Origin of the sequence: Pseudomonas urmiensis, assembly GCF_014268815.2 — a bacterium.
Taxonomy (GTDB): domain Bacteria; phylum Pseudomonadota; class Gammaproteobacteria; order Pseudomonadales; family Pseudomonadaceae; genus Aquipseudomonas; species Aquipseudomonas urmiensis.
In genome coordinates this window covers 4,533,949-4,559,509 of sequence record NZ_JABWRE020000001.1, presented here as the reverse complement: position 1 = coordinate 4,559,509, position 25,561 = coordinate 4,533,949, and the positions used below count along the sequence as shown (strand labels likewise).

Here is a 25,561-nt window from a genome sequence, read left to right as displayed (position 1 = left end):
CACAACGATGCTATCGCAGGGCAAGCCCGTTGCCATGTCGGCCGTTGCAGCACGGTATGGGTTATCCCCGAGCGTTTCTGGACAAAGCATGAGAATACTGATCATTGGCCCCAGCTGGGTCGGCGACATGGTAATGGCGCAGACGCTGTTCCACTGCCTGAAGCAGCAGCACCCCGAATGCGTGATCGACGTGCTGGCGCCCGAGTGGAGCCGGCCGATCCTTGAGCGTATGCCTGAAGTACGCCAGGCCCTGAGCTTCCCGCTTGGCCACGGCGCACTTGAGCTGGCGACGCGCCGGCGCATCGGCAAATCCTTGGCTGGCCAGTACGACCAGGCGATCCTGTTGCCCAACTCGCTCAAGTCGGCGCTGGTGCCGTACTTCGCGGGTATCCCCAAGCGCACCGGCTGGCGCGGCGAGATGCGCTACCTGCTACTCAACGATGTGCGCAAGCTCGATAAAGAGCGTTATCCGCTGATGATCGAGCGCTTCATGGCCCTGGCCTATACGCCGGGCGCCGAGTTGCCTAAACCGTACCCGCGACCGACCTTGCAGATCGAAGCCGCCAGCCGTGAAGCCGCCCTGGCCAAATTCGGCTTGAGCCTGGATCGCCCGGTGCTGGCGCTGTGCCCAGGTGCCGAGTTTGGCGAAGCCAAGCGCTGGCCGGCCGAGCATTACGCTGAAGTTGCCGATGCGATGATTCGCCAAGGCTGGCAAGTCTGGCTGTTCGGCTCGAAGAACGACCACCCGGTGGGTGAGTCGATCCGCGACCGGTTGATTCCGGGGCTGCGTGAAGAATCGAGCAACCTGGCAGGCGAAACTTCGCTGGCCGAAGCCATCGACTTGATGTCCTGCGCCGACGCGGTGGTGTCCAACGATTCGGGCCTGATGCACGTGGCCGCTGCGTTGAACCGCCCGCTGGTGGCAGTCTACGGCTCGACCTCGCCGGGCTTCACCCCGCCGTTGGCCGAGCAGGTCGAGGTGGTGCGCCTGGGCCTGGATTGCAGCCCATGCTTCGACCGGACCTGCCGGTTCGGCCACTACAACTGCCTGCGCCTGTTGGAGCCTGGCAAGGTCATCGCTGCCTTGCAGCACCTGGCCGGGCCGAACCTGATCGATACCGTGGCTGAGGTCGACTAAGTGCGGGTGCTGATCATCAAGACATCTTCGCTGGGGGATGTCATCCATACCTTGCCAGCGCTCACCGATGCCGCCCACGCCATCCCCGGGATTCGTTTCGACTGGGTGGTGGAGGAGGGCTTCGCCGAGATCCCCAGCTGGCACCCGGCGGTCGACCAGGTCATCCCGGTAGCGATCCGTCGCTGGCGCAAGAATATCTGGCAGACCCTCAAGAGCGGCGAGTGGAAGGCCTTCAAGCAGCGCGTGCGTGAGCGCAAATACGACCTGGTGATCGATGCCCAGGGCCTGGTCAAGTCGGCCTGGTTGACCCGCTACGTCAAGGCGCCGGTGGCAGGGCTCGATCGCTTCTCTGCGCGCGAAGGCTGGGCCAGTCGTTTCTATGACCGGCCGCTGTCGGTCGCGGTTGGCCAGCACGCCGTCGAGCGTGTGCGCCAGCTGTTCGCCCTGGCCTTGGCCTATGACTTGCCGGAAGGCATCGGCAACTACGGCCTGGACCTCGATCGTCTGCAATTGCCGCCAGCAGCCCCCTACGTGGTGTTCCTGCATGGCACCACCTGGGCCACCAAGCACTGGCCGGAAGCCTATTGGCGCGAACTGGCCGAGCGCATGGGCCGGCGCAACCTCAAGGTGTGCCTGCCCTGGGGTAACCCCGCCGAGAAGGCGCGCGCCGAGCGCATCGCCCAGGGCTTGAATAACTGCCAGGTACTGCCCAAGTTGAACCTGGCGGGCGTGGCCCGCGTACTGGCGGGCGCCAAGGCCTGCGTGGCAGTGGACACCGGCCTGGGCCATCTGGCCGCGGCGCTGGATGTGCCGACCATCTCGCTGTTTGGCCCCACCAACCCTGGTTTGACCGGCGCCTATGGACGTGTCCAGGTCCACCAGGCGAGCGACTTCCCCTGCGCGCCTTGCCTGCAGAAGAAGTGCACCTACAAACCGAGCGCCGAGGATCTGCGCCGGTTCGATCTCAAACGCGAGTGGCCGCTGTGCTTCACTCGCCTGAATCCCGAGCATGTGGCGAGCCGCTTGAGCGCGTTGCTGCTGGCTGAGGATGTTCGTTGATGCAACTGGCTTTCGTGCTTTACAAATACTTCCCCTTCGGCGGGCTGCAGCGTGACTTCATGCGCATTGCCCTTGAGTGCCAGAAGCGTGGCCATCAGATCCGGGTCTACACCCTGATCTGGGAAGGGGACATTCCACCGGGCTTCGAAGTACTGGTGGCGCCGGTCAAGGCGCTGTTCAACCATCGGCGCAACGAGAAGCTCAGTGCCTGGATGCAAGCCGACCTGGCCAAGCGCCCGGTCGATCGCCTGATCGGCTTCAACAAAATGCCGGGCCTGGACGTCTACTACGCCGCCGACGGCTGCTTCGAAGACAAGGCGCAGACCCTGCGCGGCGGCCTGTACCGGCGCTGGGGCCGCTACCGGCACTTCGCCGAATACGAGCGAGCGGTGTTTGCCCGCGATGCACGCACTGAGATCCTGATGATTTCCGAGGTGCAGCAACCGCTGTTCATCAAGTATTACGACACTCCGGTGGAGCGTTTCCACCTGCTGCCGCCGGGTATCTCCCAGGATCGCCGCGCGCCAGACAACGCCGCTGAAATTCGCGCGCAGTTTCGCCAGGAGTTCAACCTGGGCGCTGATGACTTGTTGCTGGTACAGATCGGCTCGGGGTTCAAGACCAAGGGCGTCGACCGCAGCCTCAAGGCGCTGGCCTCGTTGCCTTCGGCCCTGCGCAAGCGCACCCGGCTGATGGTCATCGGCCAGGACGACCCCAAGGTGTTCCAGCTGCAAAGTGCGACCCTGGGCCTGGGCGAGCAAGTGCAGTTCCTCAAGGGGCGCAGCGATATTCCGCGCTTCCTGCTCGGCGCCGATATGCTGATCCACCCGGCCTACAACGAGAACACCGGTACGGTGCTGCTCGAAGCGCTGGTCGCCGGGTTACCGGTGCTGGTTTCGAAAGTCTGCGGTTATGCCCATTACATTGCCGAGGCCGATAGCGGCCTGGTGCTGGATGAGCCGTTCGAGCAGGAGCAGCTCAACCGCTACCTGCAGCGTATGCTCGAAGACGCCGAGGCCCGCGCCGCCTGGTCGCGCAATGGCCTGGCATTTGCCGACAGCGCCGACCTCTACAGCATGCCGCAGCACGCTGCCGATGTGATCCTCAACCAGGAGCACGCATGAAGCTGATACTGGCTGAACCGTTCAAACGCCTGTGGACCGGACGCGATGCCTTCGAGGCCGTCGAAGGCCTGCAAGGCGAAGTGTTCCGCGAGCTGGAAGGGCGCCGCACGCTGCGCACCGAAGTCGAAGGCGAGGGCTATTTCGTCAAGATCCACCGCGGCATCGGCTGGGGCGAGATCTTCAAGAACCTGTTCAGCGCCAAGCTGCCGGTGTTGGGTGCCGGCCAGGAATGGCGGGCCATCCAGCGCCTGCACGAAGTCGGCGTGCCGACCATGACCGCCGTCGCCTATGGCGAGCGCGGCAGTAATCCTGCCACCCAGCATTCGTTCATCGTCACCCAAGAGCTGGCGCCGACCATCAGCCTGGAAGATTTCAGCCTGGACTGGGTCAAGCAGCCGCCGCTGCCGCGCCTCAAGCATGCGCTGATCGCCGAAGTGGCGAAGATGACCGGCGGCATGCACCGCGCCGGGGTCAACCACCGCGACTGCTATATATGCCACTTTCTGTTGCACACCGATCGCCCGGTGACCCCGGATGATCTGAAGTTGTCGGTGATCGACCTGCACCGTGCCCAGACCCGTGCCAGCATCAGCCGCCGTTGGCGCGACAAGGACCTGGCCGCGCTGTACTTCTCGGCGCTGGACATCGGCCTGACCCGCCGCGACAAGCTGCGCTTCTTGCGCGGCTATTTCCAGCGCCCGTTACGCCAGATCCTGGCTGACGAGGCCGCGCTGCTCGCCTGGCTCGAACGCAAGGCGCAGAAACTCTACGATCGCAAACAACGCTATGGGGATGCGCTCTGATGGCGGGTTGGACACTGGCGCCGGGCTATGAATCGCTGGCGGCGGATTTTGGCAGTCTCGAGGCGGTGTTCGCGCTGCAGGGCGAACGCCTGACCAGCGACCCACTCAGTGAAGTGGTGCGCATCGAGCGTGGCGGGGTCAATTACTACGTCAAACGCTACACTGGGGCCGGCAAGCACATGCGCCGCTACCTGGGGCGGCCGCGAATCAAGGCCGAGTGGCAGAACCTCAAGCAGTTCGCCAAGTGGGGCATCCCCACTGCCGAGGTGGTGGCCTGGGGCCTGGAGCGCAAGGGCCTGGCCTTTGGCCGTGGGGCGATGATCACCCGTGAGTTGCCGCGTACCGAGGATTTGTCGGAGCTGGCCAAACACAATGATCCGCGCCTGGCCGATCGCGCCTGGGTCGATCACGTCAGCCGGCAGCTGGCGCGGCACACCCGGGTGATGCACGATCACCACTTCACCCATAACGACCTGAAGTGGCGCAATCTGTTGGTGGATGACCAGGGCACGCTATTCTTCATCGATTGTCCGACCGGTGACTTCTGGCGTGGCTTCATGCTCCGCCATCGGGTCATCAAGGACCTGGCCTGCCTGGACAAGGTTGCCAAGTACCACCTTTCGGCCACCCAGCGCCTGCGTTTCTATCTGCAGTACCGCGGGCATCAACGGCTCAATGCCCGCGACAAGCAACGGGTGCGCGAAGTGGTGCGCTTTTTCGAGGGAAGGGAATGACCGATTACCTGGCCAGCGGCGATCTTGCGCTGCTGCAGCGCCACGGCCTGAACGATTTCGAAGCGCTGTGGGCGCTGCAACTGGACGCCGTGGACGAACCCAATACCGGCCGTGGCGGCTGGAGCAGCGTGTTTCGCCTGGAGCTCGAGGGCAAGGGCTACTACCTCAAGCGCCAGTGCGATTACCTCACGCGGACCCTGCACCGGCCGTTCGGCGAGCCGACCTTCGCCCGCGAATTTCGCAATATCAGCCGCTACCAAAAGCTCAAGATCCCGGCCTTGCAGGCGGTGTTCTATGGCGAGCGCAAGAGCAAGGGCCAGCACCGCGCGATTCTCATGACCCGTGCCCTGGACGAGTGGAGCGACCTGGACAGCTTGCTCGAGCAATGGCCGCTGCTGGCTGCCGAGAAGCGCCTAGGGATTCTCCAGGCCTGCGGTCAGCTGGCGCGCACCCTGCACGCCGCAGGCCAGGTGCATGGCTGCTTCTATCCCAAGCACATCTTCCTGCGTGAGCGCCGCGAAGGCTGGCAAGCGCAGCTGATCGACCTGGAAAAGACCCGCCCACTGCTGCTGGGCATGCGTGACCGGCTCAAGGACCTGGAGCCACTGCTGCGTCGCACCCGCGCCTGGAGCGAGGGTGATGTGCGCAGCATGCTGGCGGCCTATCTTGAGCAGCCCGCCGACAGCCCGCTGGTGGCGACCTGGCTGCAGCGCCTGGTGCGCCGCCGTCGTGAAAAAGAGGCACGTTGATGCGTTTGTCTGAATTGAAAGTAGCCGGGCGCAGCCCGGCTTTGCCGCTGAGCGTGACCCTGGCCGACGCTGCAGGCAGTGCCGAGCTGCAACTGCTCAGCTTGTTGCGCGTGCTGCCCGGCCAGCGTTACGTCGGTGCAGGTATCTGGCGCGGCACTCCGGTGCTGGCCAAGCTGTTGGTCGGCAACAACGCTGCCCGGCATTTCCAGCGTGAGCTCGAAGGCGTCAAGCTGATGGCTGCACAGGGCCTGACCACCCCGCAACTGCTGGCCGACGGCCTCAAGGAAGGCGAGGGCGGCTGGTTGTTGTTCGAGTTCCTCGAAGGCGCCGAGAGCCTGGGCGATGCCTGGGCCGAAGTCGAAGCGCTGCCGCCGTTGGCCGACGAGCAGCACCTGGTGCTCGGCGAGGCACTGACTGCGGTGGCGCAGATGCATGCTAAAGGCCTCTGGCAAACGGACTTGCACCTGGACAACTTGTTGCGTCACAACGGCCGCCTGTACCTGATCGACGGCGCCGGGATCAAAGCCGAGACGCCAGGGCAAAACCTCTCGCGCCAGCGCGTGCTGGAAAACCTTGGGGTGTTCTTCGCCCAGTTGCCCAAGCGCCTGGAGCCGTTCATCGAAGAGTTGCTGGTGCACTATCTGCTGGCTAACGGCGAGCATGCGCTGCCTTTGGAAGCTCTGCAAAAGCAGGTCGACAAGGTCCGTGCCTGGCGCCTGAAGGATTACCTGGATAAGGCCGGTCGAGAGTGCACCCTGTTCAGCGTGCAGCGTACCCTGTCTGGCCTGCGGGCGATCCGCCGGCCAGAAGTCGAGGCCATGCTACCGGTGCTGGAGCAGGCCGACGCCTTGATCGACCAGGGCCATCTGTACAAAACCGGCGGCGCGGCCAGTGTCGCCCGGGTCGAGGTAGATGGGCGCAAGTTGGTGCTCAAACGCTACAACATCAAGAACACCGCGCACTGGTTCAAGCGTTTCTGGCGCCCGAGCCGGGCCTGGCATTCGTGGATCGAGGCGCATCGCCTGACATTTCTCGACATCGCCACGCCCAAGCCGCTGGCGGTGCTCGAACAACGGGTCTTGGGCCTGCGCAGTCGTGCCTACCTGGTGACCGAATATGCCGATGGGCCAGACCTGATCGAGTGCTTCAAGCCCTATATCGACAGTGGTGATGCACCCCAAGAGCAGCTGCAGGCGCTGGTTCACCTCATGCAGCAACTGATCCGCGAGCGCATCAGCCATGGCGACATGAAGGGCCACAACCTGTTCTGGCAGAACGGCCAGTGGTCGCTGATCGATCTCGACGCCATGTGCCAGCACGCCACCCAGCTCAGCTTCGCTGCGGCCTACTCCCGCGATCGGGCGCGGATGCTGCGCAACTGGCCCAGTGGCAGTGCCCTGCACCAACGTATCGATCAGCTGCTGCCAAGGCTTGCCGAGTAAGCTGCCGGAAGCGCCAGCCAGTCGCTGCTGCGGCCGGTTTGGCGCACCCGGATGCGCCACTGGTCATCTTGCCAGCGCAGTACCGCCCAAGCGGCAACGCTGCCTCGCTGGCTTTCAGGCATTACCAGGTGGTAGTGGCTTTTGAGCAGATGGCGGCGCACGGAAAACTGATTCGCTCCCAGCTGCACATAGAGCTGAGTGTTCTCTTCAAACAGGTTTTCATCGGCTGCGTCAGCAACACCTTGCAGGGTAGATTTCAGGCGGCAGTCGTCCAGTAGTTGCTGGAGATCAGGCAGCCCGTCGTGCCAGAGCAGCGGTGAATCAACCACCCAACTGCTATCCAGACAGCGCTTGATGGGCAGTTGCAGATAGGCATTGGGCAAGTTTGGATCGATGGCGCGCCAGCGCGTCCCGTCGAAGGTGACATTGAAGTAGCGGCCAAGGTTGTCCTTGACGTAGTACTGGGACAAGCCGGGGCTGACCGATCTCTGCTCGTAGACGGCCTCACCGTGGGGCGCATCGATGCGGTAGCGCAAACTGGCGACTTCGGGGGTTGCTTCGTAGTGCTTGGGTAGCGGTACTGGCGGTGGTTTCGGTAGCCCACGCATGGCTCGACGCATCAGCCCTGAACCAGACATATCGTTTAGCCCCGCGGTGGCATGCCCGAGTGCGGCGACGGCGTGATGCAGGGCACCGCTATGATCGTCGTGTTCGAATGCTTCAAAGCCATCCCAGATGGAAATACCCATGCGCCCGAACGCCAGTGCCACCGAGCCTGCCTGCGGCAGGACCAGGGTGACGATATCCAGTAGCAGCCTCAGTACATTGACCGAGTATTGACCTAGCAACTCTTGGTTGCTGCGGGTCACGTTATCGGCCTGAGCCAGTAGATGTTTCACTTCGGCCCGGTAGCTCGCCTGGTAAAAGTTGCCGGTGATCGTCTGCAGGCTGATATGCGAGCCCAGGCGGCCTTTGAGTAGCAGCTGTTCCAACGCTTTGCCGTTGCCCAGTGGCAAACGCTGCAAGACATAGCGGCGCAGCTGCGTATCGGTGCGCACGGCGCGGATCAGCGCCCTGGCATTGGTGTATTCACGCCATGGGCGACGGTCTGGCGCGTCGGGGCAGTAGGCCACGATGCGGTTCGAGTTCTCCGGGGAAACCAGCAATAGCACCCCTAGCAAGGTTTGCCCTTGGATCAGTATCTGCCGCACGATCACCTGTTGCTCGTTGTAATGAGGGCGGTTGTGGCTATCGGGCGCATGGATCGCGGTATTGGCCCAGCCATAACCCTGGTCGAACGTGTCACGCTGAAAATGGCCTGCGTAACGCGCCTTCACTGCTTCGGCATTCATGCGCGTGCGGTTGAGTTGCTCATACGCTTGCTGGCGCCAATGGCCATGTGGTGAATCGAGCAGTTGGGTGCGCAGATAAGCCTGATAACTACTGCCGGCGTTCAATCGACGAATGATCTGTTTGACCCTCAGCGGGGTAAGCGCTGGTAATGCCTGGTCGTTGTCCAGATGCACGCGTGCGGTCAGCCAGTAATCGACATCGAACCAAGCGATGTTGAGCAGTGCCAGCTCGTCCAGCCGATAGGTCTGCTTGACCAGTTCGACGCTTGTGCCTGCCTGCGGGTTGCTTACCACGGGAATATAGGCACTGCTGTCGAGCGGGTTGAGCAGCGGTCCGACCTGACGCGCCAGGGTCACGCTGATCGAGATATCTTGCGGGGCAGTATCGATGCCAGGGTCGCGCTGCAAGAACTCGCGCAGACGCTCGCGCACCCAGTTCAACAGCGAGTGGCGCTGGTTGAACTGCTCCAGGGTGAGAATGCCCGGTGCGGCAGCTGCCTGGATGGCTGCGACCTGCTCCTGCATCGCTTGCATGATGTGCGCGACGCCTTGCTGGCTGGTGGTGCGCAACCAGTTGGGCAAGTGTTTTTCCAGCAGCAGACCGTAGCGGGTGGCCAAAGGGCCGTGGCTGCTTAGCTCGTGGTGAAGATTCAATGCACTGGCCAGCTTGGCATCGAGCTGGCCGATGTCACGCTGCAGACCGCGTTCGAACGCGGTTCGCCAGGCGAGCGTCAAGCGCTTGCCATGGGCATCGCCAATGGCCAGTGCCTGCGACTGCGCGAGGTCTTCGTTGTACCAGTCATAGCGCAGGCGCTCGGCTCGGCACGCACGTCGCTGCTGCTCCGGCTCGACCAGCAGTCTGCTCAGTGGTTCGCTCTGTTGTTGATCTTCAAGGCGTTCACACAGCTCCACATGCAGCGTGGCGAGGCTTTCGAATGCCTCGATACCATGCGCGACGCTACACAAAATCACTCGCCCGACCGGCTCTTGAGCCTCGATCAAGCGACCCTCAGGGCCGTGTTCAGTGAGGATCATTACCCCAGGCAGATGACTACGCCAGTTTGGCGCCGTGCCGGACAGTAGGGGGCGATACAGCTGGGGGCGGCCAGTGGCGGGCAGGTGTCGGCGTTGCCAGGACAGCGGCAATTCAAGGCAGGTGTTGAGCAACTGGGCGTGTTCTGGCGACAGGGTCTGGTCGTTTAGGCGTAAGCGCCTCTCGGTGAACAATTGCTCTCGGCGCAATGACGCCAGGCGGACCTCACGGCTCAGCCCCTTGCTGTCGCGCTCCAGCCAATAGCTTGCCAGATCGGCATGCAGGGTCTGGCGAATGGTTGCGCAAAAGCTGCCGATCCGCGTGCTGAAGTCGGCCGGCAGGCTGAGCTGCGGATAGGCGTCATGGCGGGGGGCAGTGGCAACTGGCAGCGTGAAGGTTGCGCCATCGAACAGATGTAAACCGACCAGTTCCAGCAGCTGCCAACGGCCAAAGTACAGAGCGCGGGCGGTGATGTTTTGCCTTGGGAAGAGGTTCGCCAGACACTGGTCGAGGCGGTATTCCACACCCGGCAGTGGCGGCAGCAAGGTGTTTAATTGGGTGTCTAGTGCCTGGAGCAGCAGCAACGGCGTCACGGGTCATCTCCGAGGGGTGAGGATGTCCCATGCTGCCGCGAAGTGCCCAGGCCTTGGCGTTAACCCGATACCTCAGCGCCGCAGCAGGCCGCGCATGGCCAACCATGCCGGGATGCCCAGCCCAAGCCAGGACAGCCCATCCCACCAACCGTCGCCGAGCAACGCGGCGAACAGTCCTAGGGCGCCGAGCAGGCCAATCAAGGCCGGCCAGGCGAAGATCCGCGCGGTGGCTTGCGACTTGTGGCTCATGCCTTGGCCTCACGGGGTTTGCGCTGCTTGGCGAGCCACAGGTACAGGCCGCTGCCGAGTACGATGATGGTCAGGACATCGAGCAGCGCCCAGAGGATTTGCATCGGTCGTCCGCCATAGTCGCCAAAGTGCAGTGGCTGCGACAGACCGAGGGCGTCCATGTACCACGGTCGGTCGCCGACTGCGGTGACCTCAAGGGTCTTGGCGTCGATCAGTACTGGTGTGAACAGGTGCGAGGTCAGGTGGCTGGCACCTTTCATGAACACCGCATAGTGGTGCTCACTGGAGAAGCGCGTGCCGGGAAAGGCAATGAAGTCGGGGTGCATGCCAGGCGCTGCGTGTTCGGCGATTTCCAGCAGGCGACTGGCGGGGGCTCGTTCTGTCAGCGCTGGCGCATCGCGGTAGGGCGCGACCAGGGCCGTCAAACTTTCGTTGCGCCAGGCAGCGATCACCAGGTCGGCGCAGGCGCTGATCACGCCGGTGACGCCGACCACCAGCGCCCAGGTCAGGGTGACCACGCCGATCAGGTTATGCAGGTCGAGCCAACGCAGCCGGCGTGACTTGTCGCGGCGCACCGTGGCGAACTCCAGGCGGCGCATGAAGGGCGCGTAGAGCACGGTGCCGGAGATGATCGCCAAGACGAACAGCACGCCCATGAACGCTAGCCAGAGTTTGCCGGGCAGGCCGGCGAACATGTCCACGTGCAGGCGCAGCAGGGTCATCATCAAGCCGCCATTGGCCGCAGGCATGGCAACCGCCTCGCCGGTACGGGCGTCGAGCATGAAGGTATGCGAGTCGTTAGGGTCGCTGCCCGCGCTGGCGGCGGTGATGGCGATCACGCCGTTGGGCTCGTCCTCGTCATAGCCGAAATACTGCATGACCTCGCCGGGACGATGTTGCTCGGCTTTGAGCACCAACTGCTGTAGATCAAGGTGCGGGGTGTCGGCGGGCATTTGCCGCAGCTCAGGGGCATCGCCGAGCAGGTGTTCCAGCTCGTGGTGGAAGATCAGTGGCAGGCCGGTGAGTGCCAGCAACAGCAAGAACAGCGTACAGATCAGGCTGCTCCAGGTGTGGATCGCGGACCAGCGGCGGATGGTTTGGCTTTTCATCACGGGGGCTCTTGTGTCGCCTGCTTTGGGGCCGCAAAGCGGCCCCTGCATGGCTCAGAACTTGTAGTTAACGCTGGCCACCACATTGCGCTCGTCGCCGTAGTAGCACCAGTAGCCATCGCAGTTGGACAGGTAGTCCTTGTTGAACAGGTTCTTCGCCTCAACCGCCACGCTCAGGCCTTTCATGCTGTTGTCCAGGCGGCCGAGGTCGTAATGCACCGAGGCATCGTAGACGGTGTACGAGCTGACGTGGGCGATCTCGGTATTGGCAGTGTTGCCATAGGTATCGCCCACGTAGCGCACGCCGCCACCAATGCCGAAGCCGTCAAGCGGGCCGCTGTGCCAGGTGTAGTCGGCCCACAGGGTTGCCTGGTTGCGCGGGATCAACGCCATGCGGTTGCCCTTCTCGCTCGCCAGCCCCTTGGTGATCTCGGTGTCGGTGTAGGTGTAGGAGGCAATCGCCTTGAGGTTGTCGGTCAGCTGGGTGGAGGCTTCCAGCTCCAGGCCGCGCACCTGCAACTCGCCGACCTGGCGGGTAATGCTGCCTTCGGTAACGCGCACGTTTTCCTGGGTCAGGTCATACACCGCTGCGGTGAGCAAGGTCTGACTGCCGACAGGCTGGTACTTCACGCCCACTTCGTACTGACGGCCTTCGGTCGGGTCGAACGATTGCGCCGAATCGACGTTGGCGCCCATCGCCGGCTGGAACGACTCGGTGTAGGAGATGTACGGAGTGATGCCGTTGTCGAATACATAACTCAGCCCTACGTTACCGCTGAAGGCCTTGTCGCGTTGGGTGCTGGTGGCATCGGCCTTGTTGTGGAACACGGTGCCGGTGTGCACCCAGTCTTCACGTCCGCCGAGGGTCAGGCGCCAGTTGTCCAAGGCCATCTGGTCCTGGATGTAGACGCCGGTCTGGCGGGTTTTCTGGCTGAAGTCCTGCAGGGCGAAGTAGCTGACATTGGACATGTCGCCGCCATACACCGGGTTGCCGACGTTGATTGGCGGCACATTGTTGCCAATCACGTTGCCATTGCTGTCATACACGTACGAGCCGCCATACAGCCACTGGTAGTTGGTGTTCGAACGTTGGTGATCCAGGCCCAGCAACAGGGTGTGGCTGATGGCGCCGGTCTGGAAGTCGGCCTGGAAATTATTGTCCACGGCGAACTGGCTGATGTCTTCGTTGACGATGCCCGCCTCGCGGTTGACGTTGCCATCGGCGTCGACCGTGTTGATGGTGCCCACGTTGACGGCCTGGAACGCCAGGTCGCTCTTGGTATAGCGCAGGTTCTGGCGGAACTGCCAGGTGTCGTTCAGACGGTGCTCGAAGGCATAGCCCAGGGCGTAGTAGGTGCGGTCGTAGAAATCCCAGTCCGGTTCGCCGAGGTTCTTGTGATGGGAGATCTTGCCGGCTGGAGAGTCCAGCTTGGTGCCCTGTAGGGGCAGGAACTGGCCAGTGATGCCGGTATCGTCGCGGGTGTACTGGGAGATGAAGGTCAGCTTGGTGTCTTCATCGATGTTCCAGGTCAGGCTCGGCGCGAGGTTATAGCGCTTGTCGGGAATGTGGTCGATGGGCGAGTTGCTGTCGCGCACTACACCGCTGACGCGATACAGAAAGCGGCCTTCGTCGTCGATCTTGCCAGTGCTGTCGAAGTTGATTTGCTTGTGTTCGTTGCTGCCGACCTGGGCTTCGATCTGGTTGACGCTCTCGGCCTGCGGGCGGCGGCTGACCATGTCGAGCATGCCGCCTGGCGGGGTCTGGCCATACACCGACGAGGCTGGACCACGCAGCACAGTGATGCGTTCAAGGTTCCACGGCTCGACCTTGGGGTTGGAGAACGAACCCTTGGGCAGCGGCAGGCCGTCGAGGAACTGGGTTGGGTCGAAACCGCGCACGCGCAGCCAGTCGGCACGCGAGTCGGAGCCGTAGCCGCTGCTCTGCACGCCAGCGGTGTAGCGCAGGGCGTCGTTGAGGTTGAGTACCTGACGATCGTCCAGTTGCTGGCGGGTAATCACGCTCATCGAGCGTGGCGCCTCGACGATTGGCGTATCGGTCTTGCTGCCCGCGGCGGTGCGAGTGGCTACGTAGCCGCTGGATGCACCCCAGGCGCTTTCATAGTCGCTGTTGGCGTTGATCGCGGTTTCCGGCAGCGCCAGGCTGCCGTCTGGGGTGGCAACCAGGCTATAGCTGCCGACGCTGCTCTGTTGCAGTTGCAGGCCGCTGCCACGCAGGGCCGCTTGCAGGGCGCCGAGGGCGTCATATTGGCCGCTGACCGGGGCCGAGGTGCGGCCGCTGACGATCGCCGGATCAATGGCCAGGGCGATGCCGGCTTGGCTGGCGATCTGGTTCAGCGTGGTCGCCAGTGGCGCGCTAGGCAGATCATAGGCGCGCACGGACTGCTCGGCGGCGTAAACGGCAGGGCTGGCAAACGGCGCGGCCAGGGCGATGGCCAGAGCCATCAGGCTGGGGCGCAGGAAACAATCAACAGCACGGGACATGCAGCGGCTCCTCGACGGATAAGTGCTAACTGCTTCCTTGCCGAACGAGATTTGAAAAGTGACAGGGGGCTGTCGAAATTATTTTTTGGTCAATCTGCCAGGTGTACAAACGCGCAAGGCGCTGGCTGCGTGGGAACTGGCTGCGTGGAGTGGGCTGCATGAATGTTTGCGTGAGCTTGCCACGTGGGAGCGGGCTTGCCCCGCGATAGCGTCGGCATGAGCCCCCGCACATAGCGATCTGACGCTATCGCGGGGCAAGCCCGCTCCCACGCAGCTCGATCCACGCAGCTCGATCCGCCGCAGGCAGTTCCCACGCGGCCAGTCCCGCGCAGCCAGCTCACGCAGTTCGTGCATGCAGCCCGCTCCCACGTAGCTCGCGCACATGTCGCCCACTACCAGGCAAATCCGTTGCGGGGCGTGCCACCGTTACTTGGCAACCACCGTCACCCACCAGGGCGTATGCCGCTCGACCTTGACCGGCAGCGCCGGCAGCAACGAGGCCAGCGCCAGGTCGATGTCGGTCAAGGGGAAGCTGCCGGTCACGCGCAGGTTGGCCACTTCATCGGCTACACCCAAGTGCCCGCTGCGATAGCGGCCAAGCTCGGCGACCAGGTCGCCCAGACGCACGTTGTCCACCACCAGCATGCCGCGGGTCCAGGCATCGGCCCCAGCGGCCACTGGGCTGATCTGGCCCAGGCCATTGGCATTCATCAGCACCTGCTGACCTTCGCGCAAAACTCGCTCATCGCCACTGTTCGACGGCATCGCCGCCACCTGCGACTGCAACACCTCAAGGCGCGTGCCGTGTTGTTCACGCTTGACCAAAAAGCGCGTGCCGAGGGGCCGCAGCCGACCATCGTCGGTGCGCACCATCAATGGCCGCAGGTCCTGATGGCCGGTTTCTACGGAAATCTCGCCCTGATGCAAGACGATCAGCCGTTCGTCACCCTCAAAATCGATATCCACTGCGGTGTGGGTATTGAGGCTCAGCAGGGTGCCGTCTTCCAGGCGCAGGGTGCGCAGTTCGCCGGTAGCGGTGCGCTGGTCTGCCAGCCAGTAGCCGGGCGACAGTGACGGCGCGCCGATTTGCAACAGCAGCGCGCCGACCAGCAGCATCCCTGCCAAGCCGCCGCCCAGCTTGCCAACCCGTCGGCGCAGGCTGACCCGTGACTGCAGCAGGGCTTTACGCGCAGGCCCAGCCGCGGCGCTGACACGCTGGTCGAGCATGCCTAGCTGGCGCCAGGCGCGGGCGTGCTCTTCGCTGGCGGCATGCCAGCGGATGAATTCGCTGCGCTCATCGGGCGAACCGCAGCCTTCGTCCAGGCACAGCTTCCAAGCGATTGCGGCGTCCAGCACCTGGTTCGAAACCGGTGCGGCGCTCACGTCGGCTCCCCGTACAGGGCGATGTAGCATTGGCGCAGGCCTTGGGCCAGGTACTGGCGTACCCGCGAGACCGAAACTCCCAGGCGCTCGGCAATCTCGGCATGGCCCATGCCATCGAGGCGGTTGTGCAGGAACGCGGCGCGAGCCTTGCTCGACAGCTTGCTGAGCAGTCGGTCGATGGCCTTGAGGTCTTCAAGAATCAGGTGTTGGATTTCCGGGGAAGGGTGTTCGGCCTCGGGCATCAGCGACAGCTCGGCCAGGTAGGCCTGCTCCAACGCGGCGCGGCGAAAGTGGTCGAACAACAGGCCCTTGGCCACTGCCACCAGAAATGCACGTGGCTCACGCGGAGTGCTTAGCTGATCGCGGCCGAGCAGGCGCACGAAGGTGTCCTGGCTCAGGTCTTCGGCGCGTTGACGGCAGGCGGTGCTGCGTTGCAGCCAGGCCAGCAGCCAGCTGCGATGATCGCGATACAGCGCTCCGACCAGCTCGGCGTGTGGGCTCTGCGCAGACGACAAGAAACGTTCCCCGGAAACAATGCGTTAACTAACGATAATTATTCGCGATTGTTGCAGAGGCGGGGGGCGTGGCGCAATCGACGCTTATCGGATTGCCATTACAAACCGTGACTGTGGGCCTTGCGCCGGCGCCACTGTTGCAGGCGCAGGTTGAGCTGCAAGGGGCTGTCGAGCTGCTGACGGCGGGCCTGGCTGAGCAGGATCAGCGCGAGTTCTGCGGTGACCTGGGCATCAGCGCTGGCGTTGTGGCGCTCATCGACCTGCAAGCCGAAGCGTGCCACCCAGTCGTCCAGGCTGGCTTCGCGCAACACCGTGTCGGGGTTGAGCATTGGCGCCAGCTCAGCGACGTCGAAGAACGGATGCTGGAGGCGGTAGCCGAGGCTGTCTTTCAGCGCCCTGGCCAGCATGCGCTGGTCGAAGGGGGCGTGGAAGGCCAGCACCGGGCTGTCGCCGATGAACTCCATCAAGTCCAGCAGCGCCCCGGCCGGATCGCAGCCTGCGGCCAGGGCGTCTGGTCCCAGGCCATGGATCAGCACGCTGGGGGTGGTCTTCTGTGCAGGGCGGTGCAGGGTACGTTCGAACTGCTGGCTGAAATCGATCGCGCCATCCTCGATGGCTACAGCGCCGATCGACAACACCTGGTCGCGGTTGAGGTTCAGGCCACTGGTTTCCAGGTCGAGCACTACCCAGCGCTGTTCGCGCAGCGACAGCACACTCAGGGCGCTGGGTTTGGCCAGGTTGGCCAAACGCAGGCGCAGGTCGTCGTCCAGTGCCGGCAGGGCTGGGCGTAACCAGGCGAACAGGCTCATAGTTGATACCGCAGGGCCAGGCTGCTTTGCAGACGCTGAGCCTGGCGCAGCGACTCGCGCAGGATGCGTCGGTCCAGGTGATTGAGGCTGTCGGGGTCAACCCGGTTGGAGTAGGGCAAGTTATCTCGGCTCTGGCGCTGGTGCTGCTGCATGCGGGTCTGCTGGATGAAGTGGTAGGCCTCTTCGAACGCTGCGCCATCGAGTTCATCGATGATGCCCTTGGCCACCAGCTGGCGCAGACGCTCGAGGGTGTTGCAGGCGCCAATGCCATTGGCCAGGGCCAGCAGCCGTGCGCCGTCGACGAAGGGCGTCAGGCCCTGGACCTTGAGGTCGAGGGTGGCAGCCTTGTCGTTGCCCTGGCGCGTCAGGACGAACTCGCGCAGGCGGCCCACTGGCGGGCGTTGGCGCAGGGCGTTCTCGGCCATCATGCGCTGGAAGATGCGGTTGTCCTGAACCTGCGCAAGCATGCCCTGGCGCAACTGCTCGCAGGCCTGTTCATCGCCCCAGACCACGCGCAGGTCGAAGTAGATGGTCGAGCCCAGCAGGTTCTCCGGGCTGGCCTCCCTTACGAAGCCGGCGAAGCGCCGCGCCCATTCGCTGCGCGACAGGCACAGCTCAGGGTTGCCGGCCATGATGTTGCCCTTGCACAGGCTGAAGCCACATTGTGCCAGGCACTGATTGATGTACTGGGCCAGGGGCAGCAGCTTCTGGCGGATCGCCTCGGCTTCGGCGCTGTCGGCAGCTTCGAACAGGATGCCGTTGTCCTGGTCGGTGTGCAGGGTCTGTTCGCGGCGGCCTTCGCTGCCAAAGCACAGCCAGCTGAACGCCACCCCCGGATCGCCGCGCTCGGCCAGGGCCAGTTCGATCACCCGGCATACCGTGTGGTCGTTGAGCAGGGTGATGATCTGGGTGATCTGGGTCGAGGAGGCGCCATGGGCGAGCATGCGTTCGACCAGTTGGCCGATTTCGCCGCGCAGAGATACCAGCGTTTCCAGGCGCGGCGCGTGGCGGATCGTTCGCGCCAGATGCACCAGGTCGACGCGTTGCAGGGAGAACAGGTCGCGCTCGGAGACCACCCCACACAAGCGCTGGTTGTCCACCAGGCAGACGTGGGCGATGTGCCGCTCGGTCATGGCCATGGCCGCATCGAAGGCGCTCGCCTCGGGCGCCAGGTAGAACGGCGCTGGGGTCATGTACTGCCCGATCGGCGCGCTCAGCTCAGCGCTGGCATCGGCCACCACCTGGCGCAGGTCGCGCAGGGTGAAGATGCCGATCGGAAAGCGCTGTGGGTCGATGATGACGATGCTGCCGACTTGCTGGTCGTGCATCAGTCGCACGGCATCACGCAACGGCGTGTCGGCGGTGCAGACCACAGGGTGGCGCATGGCCAACTCACCCAGGGGCGTATTCAGCGAGTATTGGGTGCCCAGGGTTTCCACCGCGCGCTGGCGCACCTGCTGGTTGACCTGATCGAGCAGGCTGCTGACCCCGCGCAGGGCGAAGTCGCGAAACGCCTCGGACATCGAGAACAGGCGGATGAACGCGGCCTTGTTCAGTTGCAGGCAGAAGGTGTCTTCGCCGGCCACGTGTTCAGTGCGGGTGGCCCGCTCACCGAGCAGGGCAGCCAGTGGGAAGCACTCGCCGCTGGTAATTTCGAAAGTAGTCTCCACCCCAGGCTTGGTGACGTGCTGGCGCTCGCCGACCACCCGCCCTTGCTTGACGATGTAGAAGTGCTCGACCGGGCCATCGGCGGGCTTGATGATGCTCTCGCCGCTGGCGTGGAAGCGCAGCTGACACTGCTCCACCAGGTAGGCCAGATGGCTGTGTTCCATCTGGTTGAACGGTGGGAAGCGCTGCAGGAACTGCAGGGTGCCTTGGATATTCTGCAGAACCGCAGTTCTGCCAGCCTGGCTGTAGGCGTCCTTTTTACTCATGAACTGACCGCATCGCTATGCCGATCTATATATCTCTATCTATATATAGTGATATCGGACTTTGTTGTTCTCGGTCCCCATGGTCGGCTGGCGGCCAGGTTGTGCCCATTGGACGTAAGTCTATGAGGGCATTGGGCCGTTGATACGTGTCAAGAATCCGACGAAAGGCAGGCTGCATGGCGGCGGTTTTGCGGTCCTATCCGGGGCATGAGATTTTTTTGACGAGATGACCATGGCTGAGCATGACGAGATCCTGAGTGACGCCGAGAAAGAGGCGTTGGCCATGGTGACTGCACCCCCGGCTGAAGCGCAGTTGGTGCTGGTAGTGGATGACGACCCGCTGAACAGTGAGGCGTTGGCGCTTTACTTGAAAACCAAGGGGATCGAATGCGTTATCGCTGATGGCGCGCAGGCGGCGATAGAGGGACTCAAGAAAGAGCCACGTATCGGCCTGATGATTACTGATCTGCGCATGGAGCCAAAGGATGGCCTGGAGTTGATCCGGCAGATTCGTGAGTCGGAGCGGGCGGCGTTGTCGATCATCGTGGTGTCGGGCGACACCGATGTGAAGGAGGCGGTGGATGTGATGCACCTGGGAGTGGTGGATTTTTTGCTCAAGCCGGTGGATCTAGCTCGGTTGCTGGAGCTGGTACGCAAGGAGTTGCGGATCGAGTGATTGGGGGGGCTGTTTGAACGCTATCGCGGGGCAAGCCCGCTCCCACGCTGGCCTACATAGGCAGGCCTATAGAGGTAGCGTGGGAGCGGGCTTGCCCCGCGATTTTTTGGCTTACAGCCCGTTACGCGCCTTGAACTCGCGGCGACGACGGTGCAGTACCGGCTCGGTGTAGCCGTTCGGCTGCTTGGCGCCTTCGACCACCAACTCCACCGCCGCCTGGAAGGCGACGTTGTCGTCGAAGTTCGGCGCCATTGGGCGGTACTGGGCATCGCTGGCGTTCTGCTTGTCGACCACCGCCGCCATGCGCTTGAGGCTTTCTACCACCTGCTCCTGGCTGACAATGCCATGGCGCAGCCAGTTGGCCAGCAACTGGGCAGAAATACGCAGGGTGGCGCGGTCTTCCATCAGGCCGACGTTGTTGATGTCCGGCACCTTCGAGCAGCCCACGCCGTGGTCGATCCAGCGCACAACGTAGCCGAGGATGCCCTGGGCGTTGTTGTCCAGCTCGTTGCGGATCTCTTCGGCAGACCAGTTGGTGTCAGCCGCCAGCGGGATGGTCAGGATGTCGTCCACCGAAGCCGGGGTGCGCTTGGCCAGCTCTGCCTGACGCGCTTGCACGTCGACTTTGTGGTAGTGCAGCGCGTGCAGCACGGCGGCGGTCGGCGACGGTACCCAGGCGGTGTTGGCGCCGGCCAGTGGGTGGGCGATCTTCTGTTCGAGCATTGCCGCCATCAGGTCGGGCATGGCCCACATGCCTTTGCCGATCTGCGCACGGCCTTGCAGGCCAGTGGCAAGGCCGACGTCGACGTTGTTGTTCTCGTAGGCGCCGATCCACTTCTCATTCTTCATGGCGCCTTTGCGCACAACGGCGCCGGCTTCCATCGAGGTGTGGATTTCATCGCCGGTGCGGTCGAGGAAGCCGGTGTTGATGAACACCACGCGCTCGGCGGCAGCCTTGATGCAGGACTTGAGGTTGACCGTGGTGCGGCGTTCCTCGTCCATGATGCCGACCTTCATGGTATTGCGCGGCATGTTCAGCACGTCTTCGACGCGGCTGAAGATTTCTGCGGCGAACGCTACTTCTTCAGGGCCGTGCATCTTCGGCTTGACGATGTACAGACTGCCGGTGCGGCTGTTCTTGCGGCTGGTGTTGCCGTTGAGGTTGTGCAAGGCAATCAGGCCGGTGAACAGGCCGTCCTGGATACCTTCCGGGATTTCGTTGCCTTGGGCATCGAGGATCGCCGGGTTGGTCATCAGGTGACCAACGTTACGCACGAACAGCAACGAACGACCGTGCAGGGTTACGCTGCCGCCGCTAGGCGCGGCGTATTCGCGGTCTGGGTTCATGGTGCGTGTGAAGGTCTTGCCGCCCTTGCTCACGCTTTCGGCCAGATCGCCTTTCATCAGGCCCAGCCAGTTGCGGTAGACCACGACTTTGTCGTCGGCATCGACCGCGGCGACCGAGTCTTCACAGTCCATGATGGTGGTCAGCGCCGATTCCATCAGGATGTCTTTGACGCCAGCGGCGTCGGTGCTGCCGACTGGAGTGCTGGCATCGACCTGGATTTCGAAGTGCAGGCCGTTGTGCTTGAGCAGCACGGCGGTCGGCGCCTTGGCGTCGCCCTGGAAGCCGATCAGTTGCGCGTCGTCACGCAGGCCGCTGTTGCTGCCGCCCTTGAGCGCGACCACAAGCTTGCCGGCTTCGATGCGGTAGGCGGTGGAGTCGACGTGGGAGCCAGCGGCCAGTGGCGCGGCTTCGTCGAGGAAGGCACGGGCGAAGGCAATGACCTTGTCGCCGCGGACCTTGTTGTAGCCCTGGCCTTTCTCGGCGCCGCCTTCCTCGCTGATGGCGTCGGTGCCATACAGCGCGTCATACAGCGAGCCCCAGCGGGCATTGGCGGCGTTCAGGGCGAAGCGGGCGTTCATCACCGGCACCACCAGCTGCGGGCCGGCCATGCGGGCGATCTCTTCGTCCACGCTCTGCGTGGTGGCCTGGAAATCGTCGGCTTGTGGCAGCAGGTAACCGATTTCCTGGAGGAATGCTTTGTAGGCTGCGGCGTCGTGGGCCTGGCCTTGGCGCGCCTGGTGCCAGGCGTCGATCTTGGCTTGCAACTCGTCGCGCTTGGCGAGCAGGTTTTTGTTCTTTGGAGCGAGGTCGTTGATGATCTTCTCTGCACCGGCCCAGAACTGCTCGGCGACGATGCCGGTCCCCGGAATGGCTTCGTTGTTGACGAAGTCGTACAGGACCTTGGCGACCTGAAGGCCACCGACTTGAACGTGTTCAGTCATTGCTTGCCTCACTCTGCTCAGCTATTTCGCTCATCGTATTAAGCCTGTAGCGCTTCTCTAAACACGCACCAGTTCATGCCCGAGGGCGGCTGGGTGCGGCCTGCCAGACCAGCCGGCGGGCAATTTGCGTATTTTCACAGGCGCCATGGCAGACATCCAAACGACGTTTTGTAGTCCGCGTCGGGGCATACTACATGAAGCAGCAGGCGAGTGAACATCAGACCAAAAGCGTCGCTGCGCGACCAATTGGTCGCATAGGGTCACGCTGGGAGCCTGTATGTTCGCAAATTATCAGTGGATTGTTCCAGATAAATCTTGAAACAGTACACGATTGGTCGTGCGGATTGCCCTGCGGCAGGTTGCCGCGCCTTGCCTATACTGATTCGATCTCCAGGTTTCACGCCGCGCGCGGCGTGGCATTCAGCAGAGGAACGCGCAGTGGACCACCTCGTATTGACAGTGATCGCCCCCGACAAGGCTGGGCAGGTCGAGCGCATCGCCCAGTGCATCGCCGAACATAATGGCAACTGGTTGGAGAGTCGCATGTCGCGCATGGCAGGGCAATTCGCCGGAATTCTGCGCGTGGCTGTGCCGGCAGAATCCTACGACGAGTTAGTCGAGTCGCTGCAAGCGCTGGGCAAGTACGACATTCGCGTGCTGATTGCCGAGAGCGGCATCGAGCCATCGTGCACCTGGAAGCCGATTGCCATGGAGTTGGTGGGTAATGACCGGCCTGGGATCGTGCGTGACATTACTCGATTGCTGGCCGAGCTTGGGGTGAACCTGGAGCGTTTCACCACTGAAGTACGACCAGCGCCGATGAGTAGCGAGCCGTTGTTTCATGCCGATGCGTTGCTGGCGTTGCCGTTGACGTTGTCCCTGGATGACTTGCAAGGTCGCTTGGAGGCACTGGCGGATGATTTGATGGTCGAGCTCAAACTGCGGCCGGAAGATTAGTGCTCATTAGGGCCTCTTGGTGCCTGCGACGATAAGAGGTTATCCCTGATTTAAGGGGACGGCCCTGTGGATAACCTGGGGGTTCACCCCGCCAGCCCACGAGCGTCGCAGCCTCCAGCCATCTGCACAAAAAACATCCAGAAATCAGACGCTTGTGCACAAACCACGGGGACGAGGGTGTGGATAACCTCTGGAGATGTCGCTGTAGGCCACGCCAAACGTGGCCTACAGCGATTCGATCAATAATTGATCAGCTACGTTTGCGCAGCGACAGCCAGGCATCAACGCTGTACAGCGCCAACCCTGCCCAAATGAACACGAACGCCAACAAGCTGCTCGACGACAAATGCTCATCGAACAGCAGTACCGCCTGCAGCAACACCAGGGTCGGCGCCAGGTACTGCAGGAAGCCCAAGGTGGTGTACGGCAGATGGCGGGCCGCAGCGTTGAAGCACACCAGCGGCACCAGCGTCACCGGCCCTGCGGCAATCAACCAGAGCGCTTGGCTGGTGCTGAAGAAGTCGCCTTGCACACTGCTCGCAGCCGGGTGCAGGAGCAGCCAGCCAATCGCCAGCGGCACCAGCATCCAGGTTTCCACCACCAGCCCAGGCAGCGCCGCTACCGGCGCCTGCTTGCGGATCAGGCCATAGAAGCCAAACGACAGCGCCAGAACCAGCGACACCCACGGCAGGCTACCGACCTGCCATACCTGCTGCGCCACCCCCACCGCCGCCAGCCCAACCGCCAGCCATTGCAGGCGGCGCAGGCGCTCGCCCAGGAGCAGCATGCCGAGCAATACGTTGACCAGCGGGTTGATGTAATAACCCAGGCTGGCTTCGAGCATGCGGCCGTTGTTCACCGACCAGACATAGGTCAGCCAGTTACCGGCGATCAACGCGCCGCTGAGCGCCAGAATCGCCAGCCGGCGGGGGTTGTCGCGCAGCTCGCGCCACCAGCCTGGATGTTTCCACACCAGTAGCAACAGCGAGCCGAACAGCGCTGACCAGAGCACGCGGTGGACGATGATCTCGACCGCCGGCACGCTCTGGATAGCTTTGAAGTACAGGGGGAACAGCCCCCAGATGATGTAGGCGGTAAGGCCCAGGATGTACCCGCGGCGCGGGTTGGCGGCGTGCATGCAGAATCCTTGCTTAGGTAGCTAAATAAAGCGACGCCTATTGTAGACAGACCCTCGCAGGGTTCTAGAACAATTTCAGTGGTTGTTCATCCAGGGCGGCGATCTGCTCACGCAAGGCCAGAATCTGATCGCCCCAATAACGCGGCTGGCCAAACCAAGGGAAGCTGCGCGGGAACGCCGGGTCGTCCCAGCGCCGCGCCAGCCACGCACTGTGGTGCAGTTGGCGCAGGGCGCGCAGCGGTTCGATCAGCGGCAGTTCGCGGGGGTCGAAGTCGTGGAATTCGTTGTAGCCGTCGATCAGCTCGGCCAACTGCCCCAGGCGCTCCTCGCGGCTGCCGGCGAGCATCATCCACAGATCTTGCACGGCGGGGCCCATGCGGCAGTCGTCCAGATCGACCACATGGTAGGCCTCGTCGCGGTGCATCAGGTTGCCTGGGTGGCAGTCTCCATGCAGGCGGATCAGCTGATGGGGAGTGCGCGCGTAGATCGCTTCGACGCGCTTGAGCAGGTCGCGGGCGACCGATTCGAAGGCGGGCAGCAGTTCCTTGGGGACGAAATTGCCTTCGAGCAGGGTGTTCAGCGAGGCATGGCCAAAGTTGTCCACAGCCAGGGTTTCGCGGTGCTCGAAGGGCCGGGTGGCGCCAACCTTGTGCAAGCGGCCGAGCAACTGCCCGAGGCGATAGAGTTGGTCGAGATTGCCCGGCTCCGGGGCATGGCCGCCACGCCGCGGGAACAGTGCAAAGCGAAAACCACCATGCTCGAACAGGCTACGGCCATCGTGCTCGATGGGGGCGACCACAGGCACTTCGCAATCGGCCAGTTCCGCGGTGAAGCTGTGCTCCTCATGAATCTGCGCATCGCTCCAGCGCCCTGGGCGGTAGAACTTGGCGATCAGCGGCTGCTGGTCTTCGATACCCACCTGATAGACACGGTTCTCGTAGCTGTTGAGCGCCAGTACCCGCGCGTCGCTGAGAAAACCGAGGCTCTCTACGGCATCCAGGACCAGGTCGGGGGTGAGGGTGTCGAAAGGGTGGGACATTGGAGCTCCAGAGGGGCGGCGTCGTGGCGACCATGGTATCGCATTCACCTGCGACACATGGGTAATCAGCGCCGGCCCCATCGCGGGGCAAACCCGCTCCCACGCTGCTGTGTAGAGTGTAGGAGCGGGCTTGCCCCGCGAACCGGGCGCGCAGCGCCCGGCCAGGCTACACCGGCACTCCGAGCAAAACGAAGGAGGGATGAAACTGCACCTGCAGCTCACTGCCCGGCCCAGCCTTGCGCTGCTGCAGCCAATCAGCCTCAACAAACGCACACAGTGTCTGCCCATTGCCCAATGCCAAGCGCACTTCACTGCTGCCGCCCTCGTCGACCAGCACTTCCTCAATCCTGGCGCGCAGGCAATTACTCCCTGGCTCCGGCGGTTCTTCATCGCCAAGCAGCTGCACCCAACCGGCCTTGAGCAACGCCACCACCATGCTGCCCAAGGCCAATTCCAGGCGCTCAGTGCTGTCGCGGGTAATCAATGCCTCGATCTCCAGCCCGCCGCCCAAGGCCAGGCTGACGCGATCGTGCCGGCCTTCTCGGCGTAACCCGCTGACTTCGCCTTGCAACTGATTGCGCGCACTGGTGCGCAGCATCAGCCGGCCAAGCAAGTCGAGGTCGCTGGTTTGTTCGGCCGCTTCCAGGATTTGCGCCTGCAAGCCTTGCAGGCGTTGGTACAAGCGCAGCACCCGCTCGCCTTCCTCGGACAACCGAGCGCCGCCACCGCCGCGTCCGCCCGTGCTGCGTTCGACCAGTGGCCGACTGGCGAGGTTATTGAGCTCGTCGATGGCATCCCAGGCCGCCTTGTAGCTGATCCCAGCGGCCTTGGCAGCGCGAGTGATCGAGCCCTGTTCGGCGACATGCTGCAACAGCGCGATACGCTGCGGCCGACGGGCGATGTGTTGGGTGAGCACGGTGGGTAAAGACATGGG

The 25,561-nt window shown here is 63.2% G+C and carries 21 protein-coding genes; 9 read left to right on the top strand and 12 right to left on the bottom strand.

What is annotated here, in order from left to right; translation table 11 throughout:
- The first annotated feature begins 88 nt into the window (after window positions 1-88).
- From waaF to HU737_RS20640, 7 genes are read left to right on the top strand one after another with little or no spacing between them, the layout of a single operon-like run.
- Entirely contained in the window at window positions 89-1,138 is a 1,050-nt protein-coding gene (gene waaF / locus HU737_RS20670) for a lipopolysaccharide heptosyltransferase II (protein WP_186552739.1), read from the top strand.
- Window positions 1,139-2,197: a lipopolysaccharide heptosyltransferase I gene (waaC, locus tag HU737_RS20665; RefSeq protein ID WP_186552738.1), complete on the top strand. Its 1,059-nt coding sequence runs from the start codon at window positions 1,139-1,141 to the stop codon at window positions 2,195-2,197.
- Window positions 2,197-3,321: a glycosyltransferase family 4 protein gene (locus HU737_RS20660; RefSeq protein ID WP_186552737.1), complete on the top strand. Its 1,125-nt coding sequence runs from the start codon at window positions 2,197-2,199 to the stop codon at window positions 3,319-3,321. The genes waaC and HU737_RS20660 overlap by 1 nt, the downstream gene beginning before the upstream one ends.
- A complete protein-coding gene (gene rfaP, locus HU737_RS20655; RefSeq protein WP_186552736.1) occupies window positions 3,318-4,124 on the top strand; it encodes a lipopolysaccharide core heptose(I) kinase RfaP in 807 nt (268 codons plus the stop codon). Before HU737_RS20660 ends, rfaP begins: the two co-directional genes overlap by 4 nt.
- A complete protein-coding gene (locus HU737_RS20650; protein WP_186552735.1) occupies window positions 4,124-4,858 on the top strand; it encodes a lipopolysaccharide kinase InaA family protein in 735 nt (244 codons plus the stop codon). Before rfaP ends, HU737_RS20650 begins: the two co-directional genes overlap by 1 nt.
- The gene (locus tag HU737_RS20645) at window positions 4,855-5,607 is read left to right on the top strand and encodes a lipopolysaccharide kinase InaA family protein (RefSeq protein ID WP_186552734.1); all 753 of its coding nucleotides are present in this window, start codon (window positions 4,855-4,857) and stop codon (window positions 5,605-5,607) included. Before HU737_RS20650 ends, HU737_RS20645 begins: the two co-directional genes overlap by 4 nt.
- Complete coding sequence (locus tag HU737_RS20640) at window positions 5,607-7,049, top strand: lipopolysaccharide kinase InaA family protein (protein WP_186552733.1); 1,443 nt, start codon at window positions 5,607-5,609, stop codon at window positions 7,047-7,049. Before HU737_RS20645 ends, HU737_RS20640 begins: the two co-directional genes overlap by 1 nt.
- On the opposite strand, the gene HU737_RS20635 is transcribed toward HU737_RS20640, so the two are convergent.
- The 8 genes from HU737_RS20635 to HU737_RS20600 form a co-directional block, all read right to left on the bottom strand.
- The gene (locus tag HU737_RS20635) at window positions 7,022-10,027 is read right to left on the bottom strand and encodes a dermonecrotic toxin domain-containing protein (RefSeq protein WP_186552732.1); all 3,006 of its coding nucleotides are present in this window, start codon (window positions 10,025-10,027) and stop codon (window positions 7,022-7,024) included. The two genes, HU737_RS20640 and HU737_RS20635, sit on opposite strands and share 28 nt — an antisense overlap.
- Before the next feature lie 72 nt (window positions 10,028-10,099).
- Window positions 10,100-10,276, bottom strand: coding sequence for a hypothetical protein (locus tag HU737_RS20630; protein ID WP_186552731.1), 177 nt, complete (start codon window positions 10,274-10,276; stop codon window positions 10,100-10,102).
- Window positions 10,273-11,385 (bottom strand): PepSY-associated TM helix domain-containing protein, encoded by a 1,113-nt coding sequence (locus HU737_RS20625; RefSeq protein WP_186552730.1) that lies wholly within the window; start codon window positions 11,383-11,385, stop codon window positions 10,273-10,275. Before HU737_RS20625 ends, HU737_RS20630 begins: the two co-directional genes overlap by 4 nt.
- 54 nt (window positions 11,386-11,439) lie before the next feature.
- On the bottom strand, window positions 11,440-13,887 hold the full coding sequence (locus HU737_RS20620; RefSeq protein WP_186552729.1) for a TonB-dependent siderophore receptor: 2,448 nt from the start codon (window positions 13,885-13,887) through the stop codon (window positions 11,440-11,442).
- 426 nt (window positions 13,888-14,313) lie between these two features.
- Window positions 14,314-15,270, bottom strand: a complete 957-nt coding sequence (locus tag HU737_RS20615) for a FecR domain-containing protein (RefSeq protein ID WP_186552728.1) — start codon at window positions 15,268-15,270, stop codon at window positions 14,314-14,316.
- Window positions 15,267-15,785 (bottom strand): RNA polymerase sigma factor, encoded by a 519-nt coding sequence (locus tag HU737_RS20610; protein ID WP_186552727.1) that lies wholly within the window; start codon window positions 15,783-15,785, stop codon window positions 15,267-15,269. Before HU737_RS20610 ends, HU737_RS20615 begins: the two co-directional genes overlap by 4 nt.
- A gap of 98 nt (window positions 15,786-15,883) precedes the next feature.
- A complete protein-coding gene (locus HU737_RS20605) occupies window positions 15,884-16,594 on the bottom strand; it encodes a 3'-5' exonuclease (RefSeq protein WP_186552726.1) in 711 nt (236 codons plus the stop codon).
- The gene (locus HU737_RS20600) at window positions 16,591-18,528 is read right to left on the bottom strand and encodes a putative nucleotidyltransferase substrate binding domain-containing protein (RefSeq protein WP_186552725.1); all 1,938 of its coding nucleotides are present in this window, start codon (window positions 18,526-18,528) and stop codon (window positions 16,591-16,593) included. Before HU737_RS20600 ends, HU737_RS20605 begins: the two co-directional genes overlap by 4 nt.
- Before the next feature lie 232 nt (window positions 18,529-18,760).
- On the opposite strand from HU737_RS20600, the gene HU737_RS20595 reads away from it, so the two are divergent.
- Window positions 18,761-19,204 (top strand): response regulator, encoded by a 444-nt coding sequence (locus HU737_RS20595; RefSeq protein WP_186552724.1) that lies wholly within the window; start codon window positions 18,761-18,763, stop codon window positions 19,202-19,204.
- A gap of 111 nt (window positions 19,205-19,315) precedes the next feature.
- Here the strand turns inward: HU737_RS20595 and HU737_RS20590 are convergent, their stop codons facing one another.
- Window positions 19,316-21,493: a malate synthase G gene (locus HU737_RS20590; RefSeq protein ID WP_186552723.1), complete on the bottom strand. Its 2,178-nt coding sequence runs from the start codon at window positions 21,491-21,493 to the stop codon at window positions 19,316-19,318.
- 438 nt (window positions 21,494-21,931) lie between these two features.
- Here HU737_RS20590 and HU737_RS20585 point away from each other — a divergent pair, with 438 nt between their 5' ends.
- On the top strand, window positions 21,932-22,450 hold the full coding sequence (locus HU737_RS20585) for a glycine cleavage system transcriptional repressor (RefSeq protein WP_186552722.1): 519 nt from the start codon (window positions 21,932-21,934) through the stop codon (window positions 22,448-22,450).
- 250 nt (window positions 22,451-22,700) lie between these two features.
- On the opposite strand, the gene rarD is transcribed toward HU737_RS20585, so the two are convergent.
- The 3 genes from rarD to HU737_RS20570 all read right to left on the bottom strand — a co-directional run bounded on the left by rarD (window position 22,701) and on the right by HU737_RS20570 (window position 25,558).
- A complete protein-coding gene (gene rarD, locus HU737_RS20580; protein ID WP_186552721.1) occupies window positions 22,701-23,588 on the bottom strand; it encodes an EamA family transporter RarD in 888 nt (295 codons plus the stop codon).
- Window positions 23,589-23,652: 64 nt separating this feature from the next.
- Entirely contained in the window at window positions 23,653-24,627 is a 975-nt protein-coding gene (locus tag HU737_RS20575) for a serine/threonine protein kinase (protein WP_186552720.1), read from the bottom strand.
- 166 nt (window positions 24,628-24,793) lie between these two features.
- A complete protein-coding gene (locus HU737_RS20570; protein ID WP_186552719.1) occupies window positions 24,794-25,558 on the bottom strand; it encodes a TOBE domain-containing protein in 765 nt (254 codons plus the stop codon).
- Window positions 25,559-25,561: the final 3 nt, after the last annotated feature.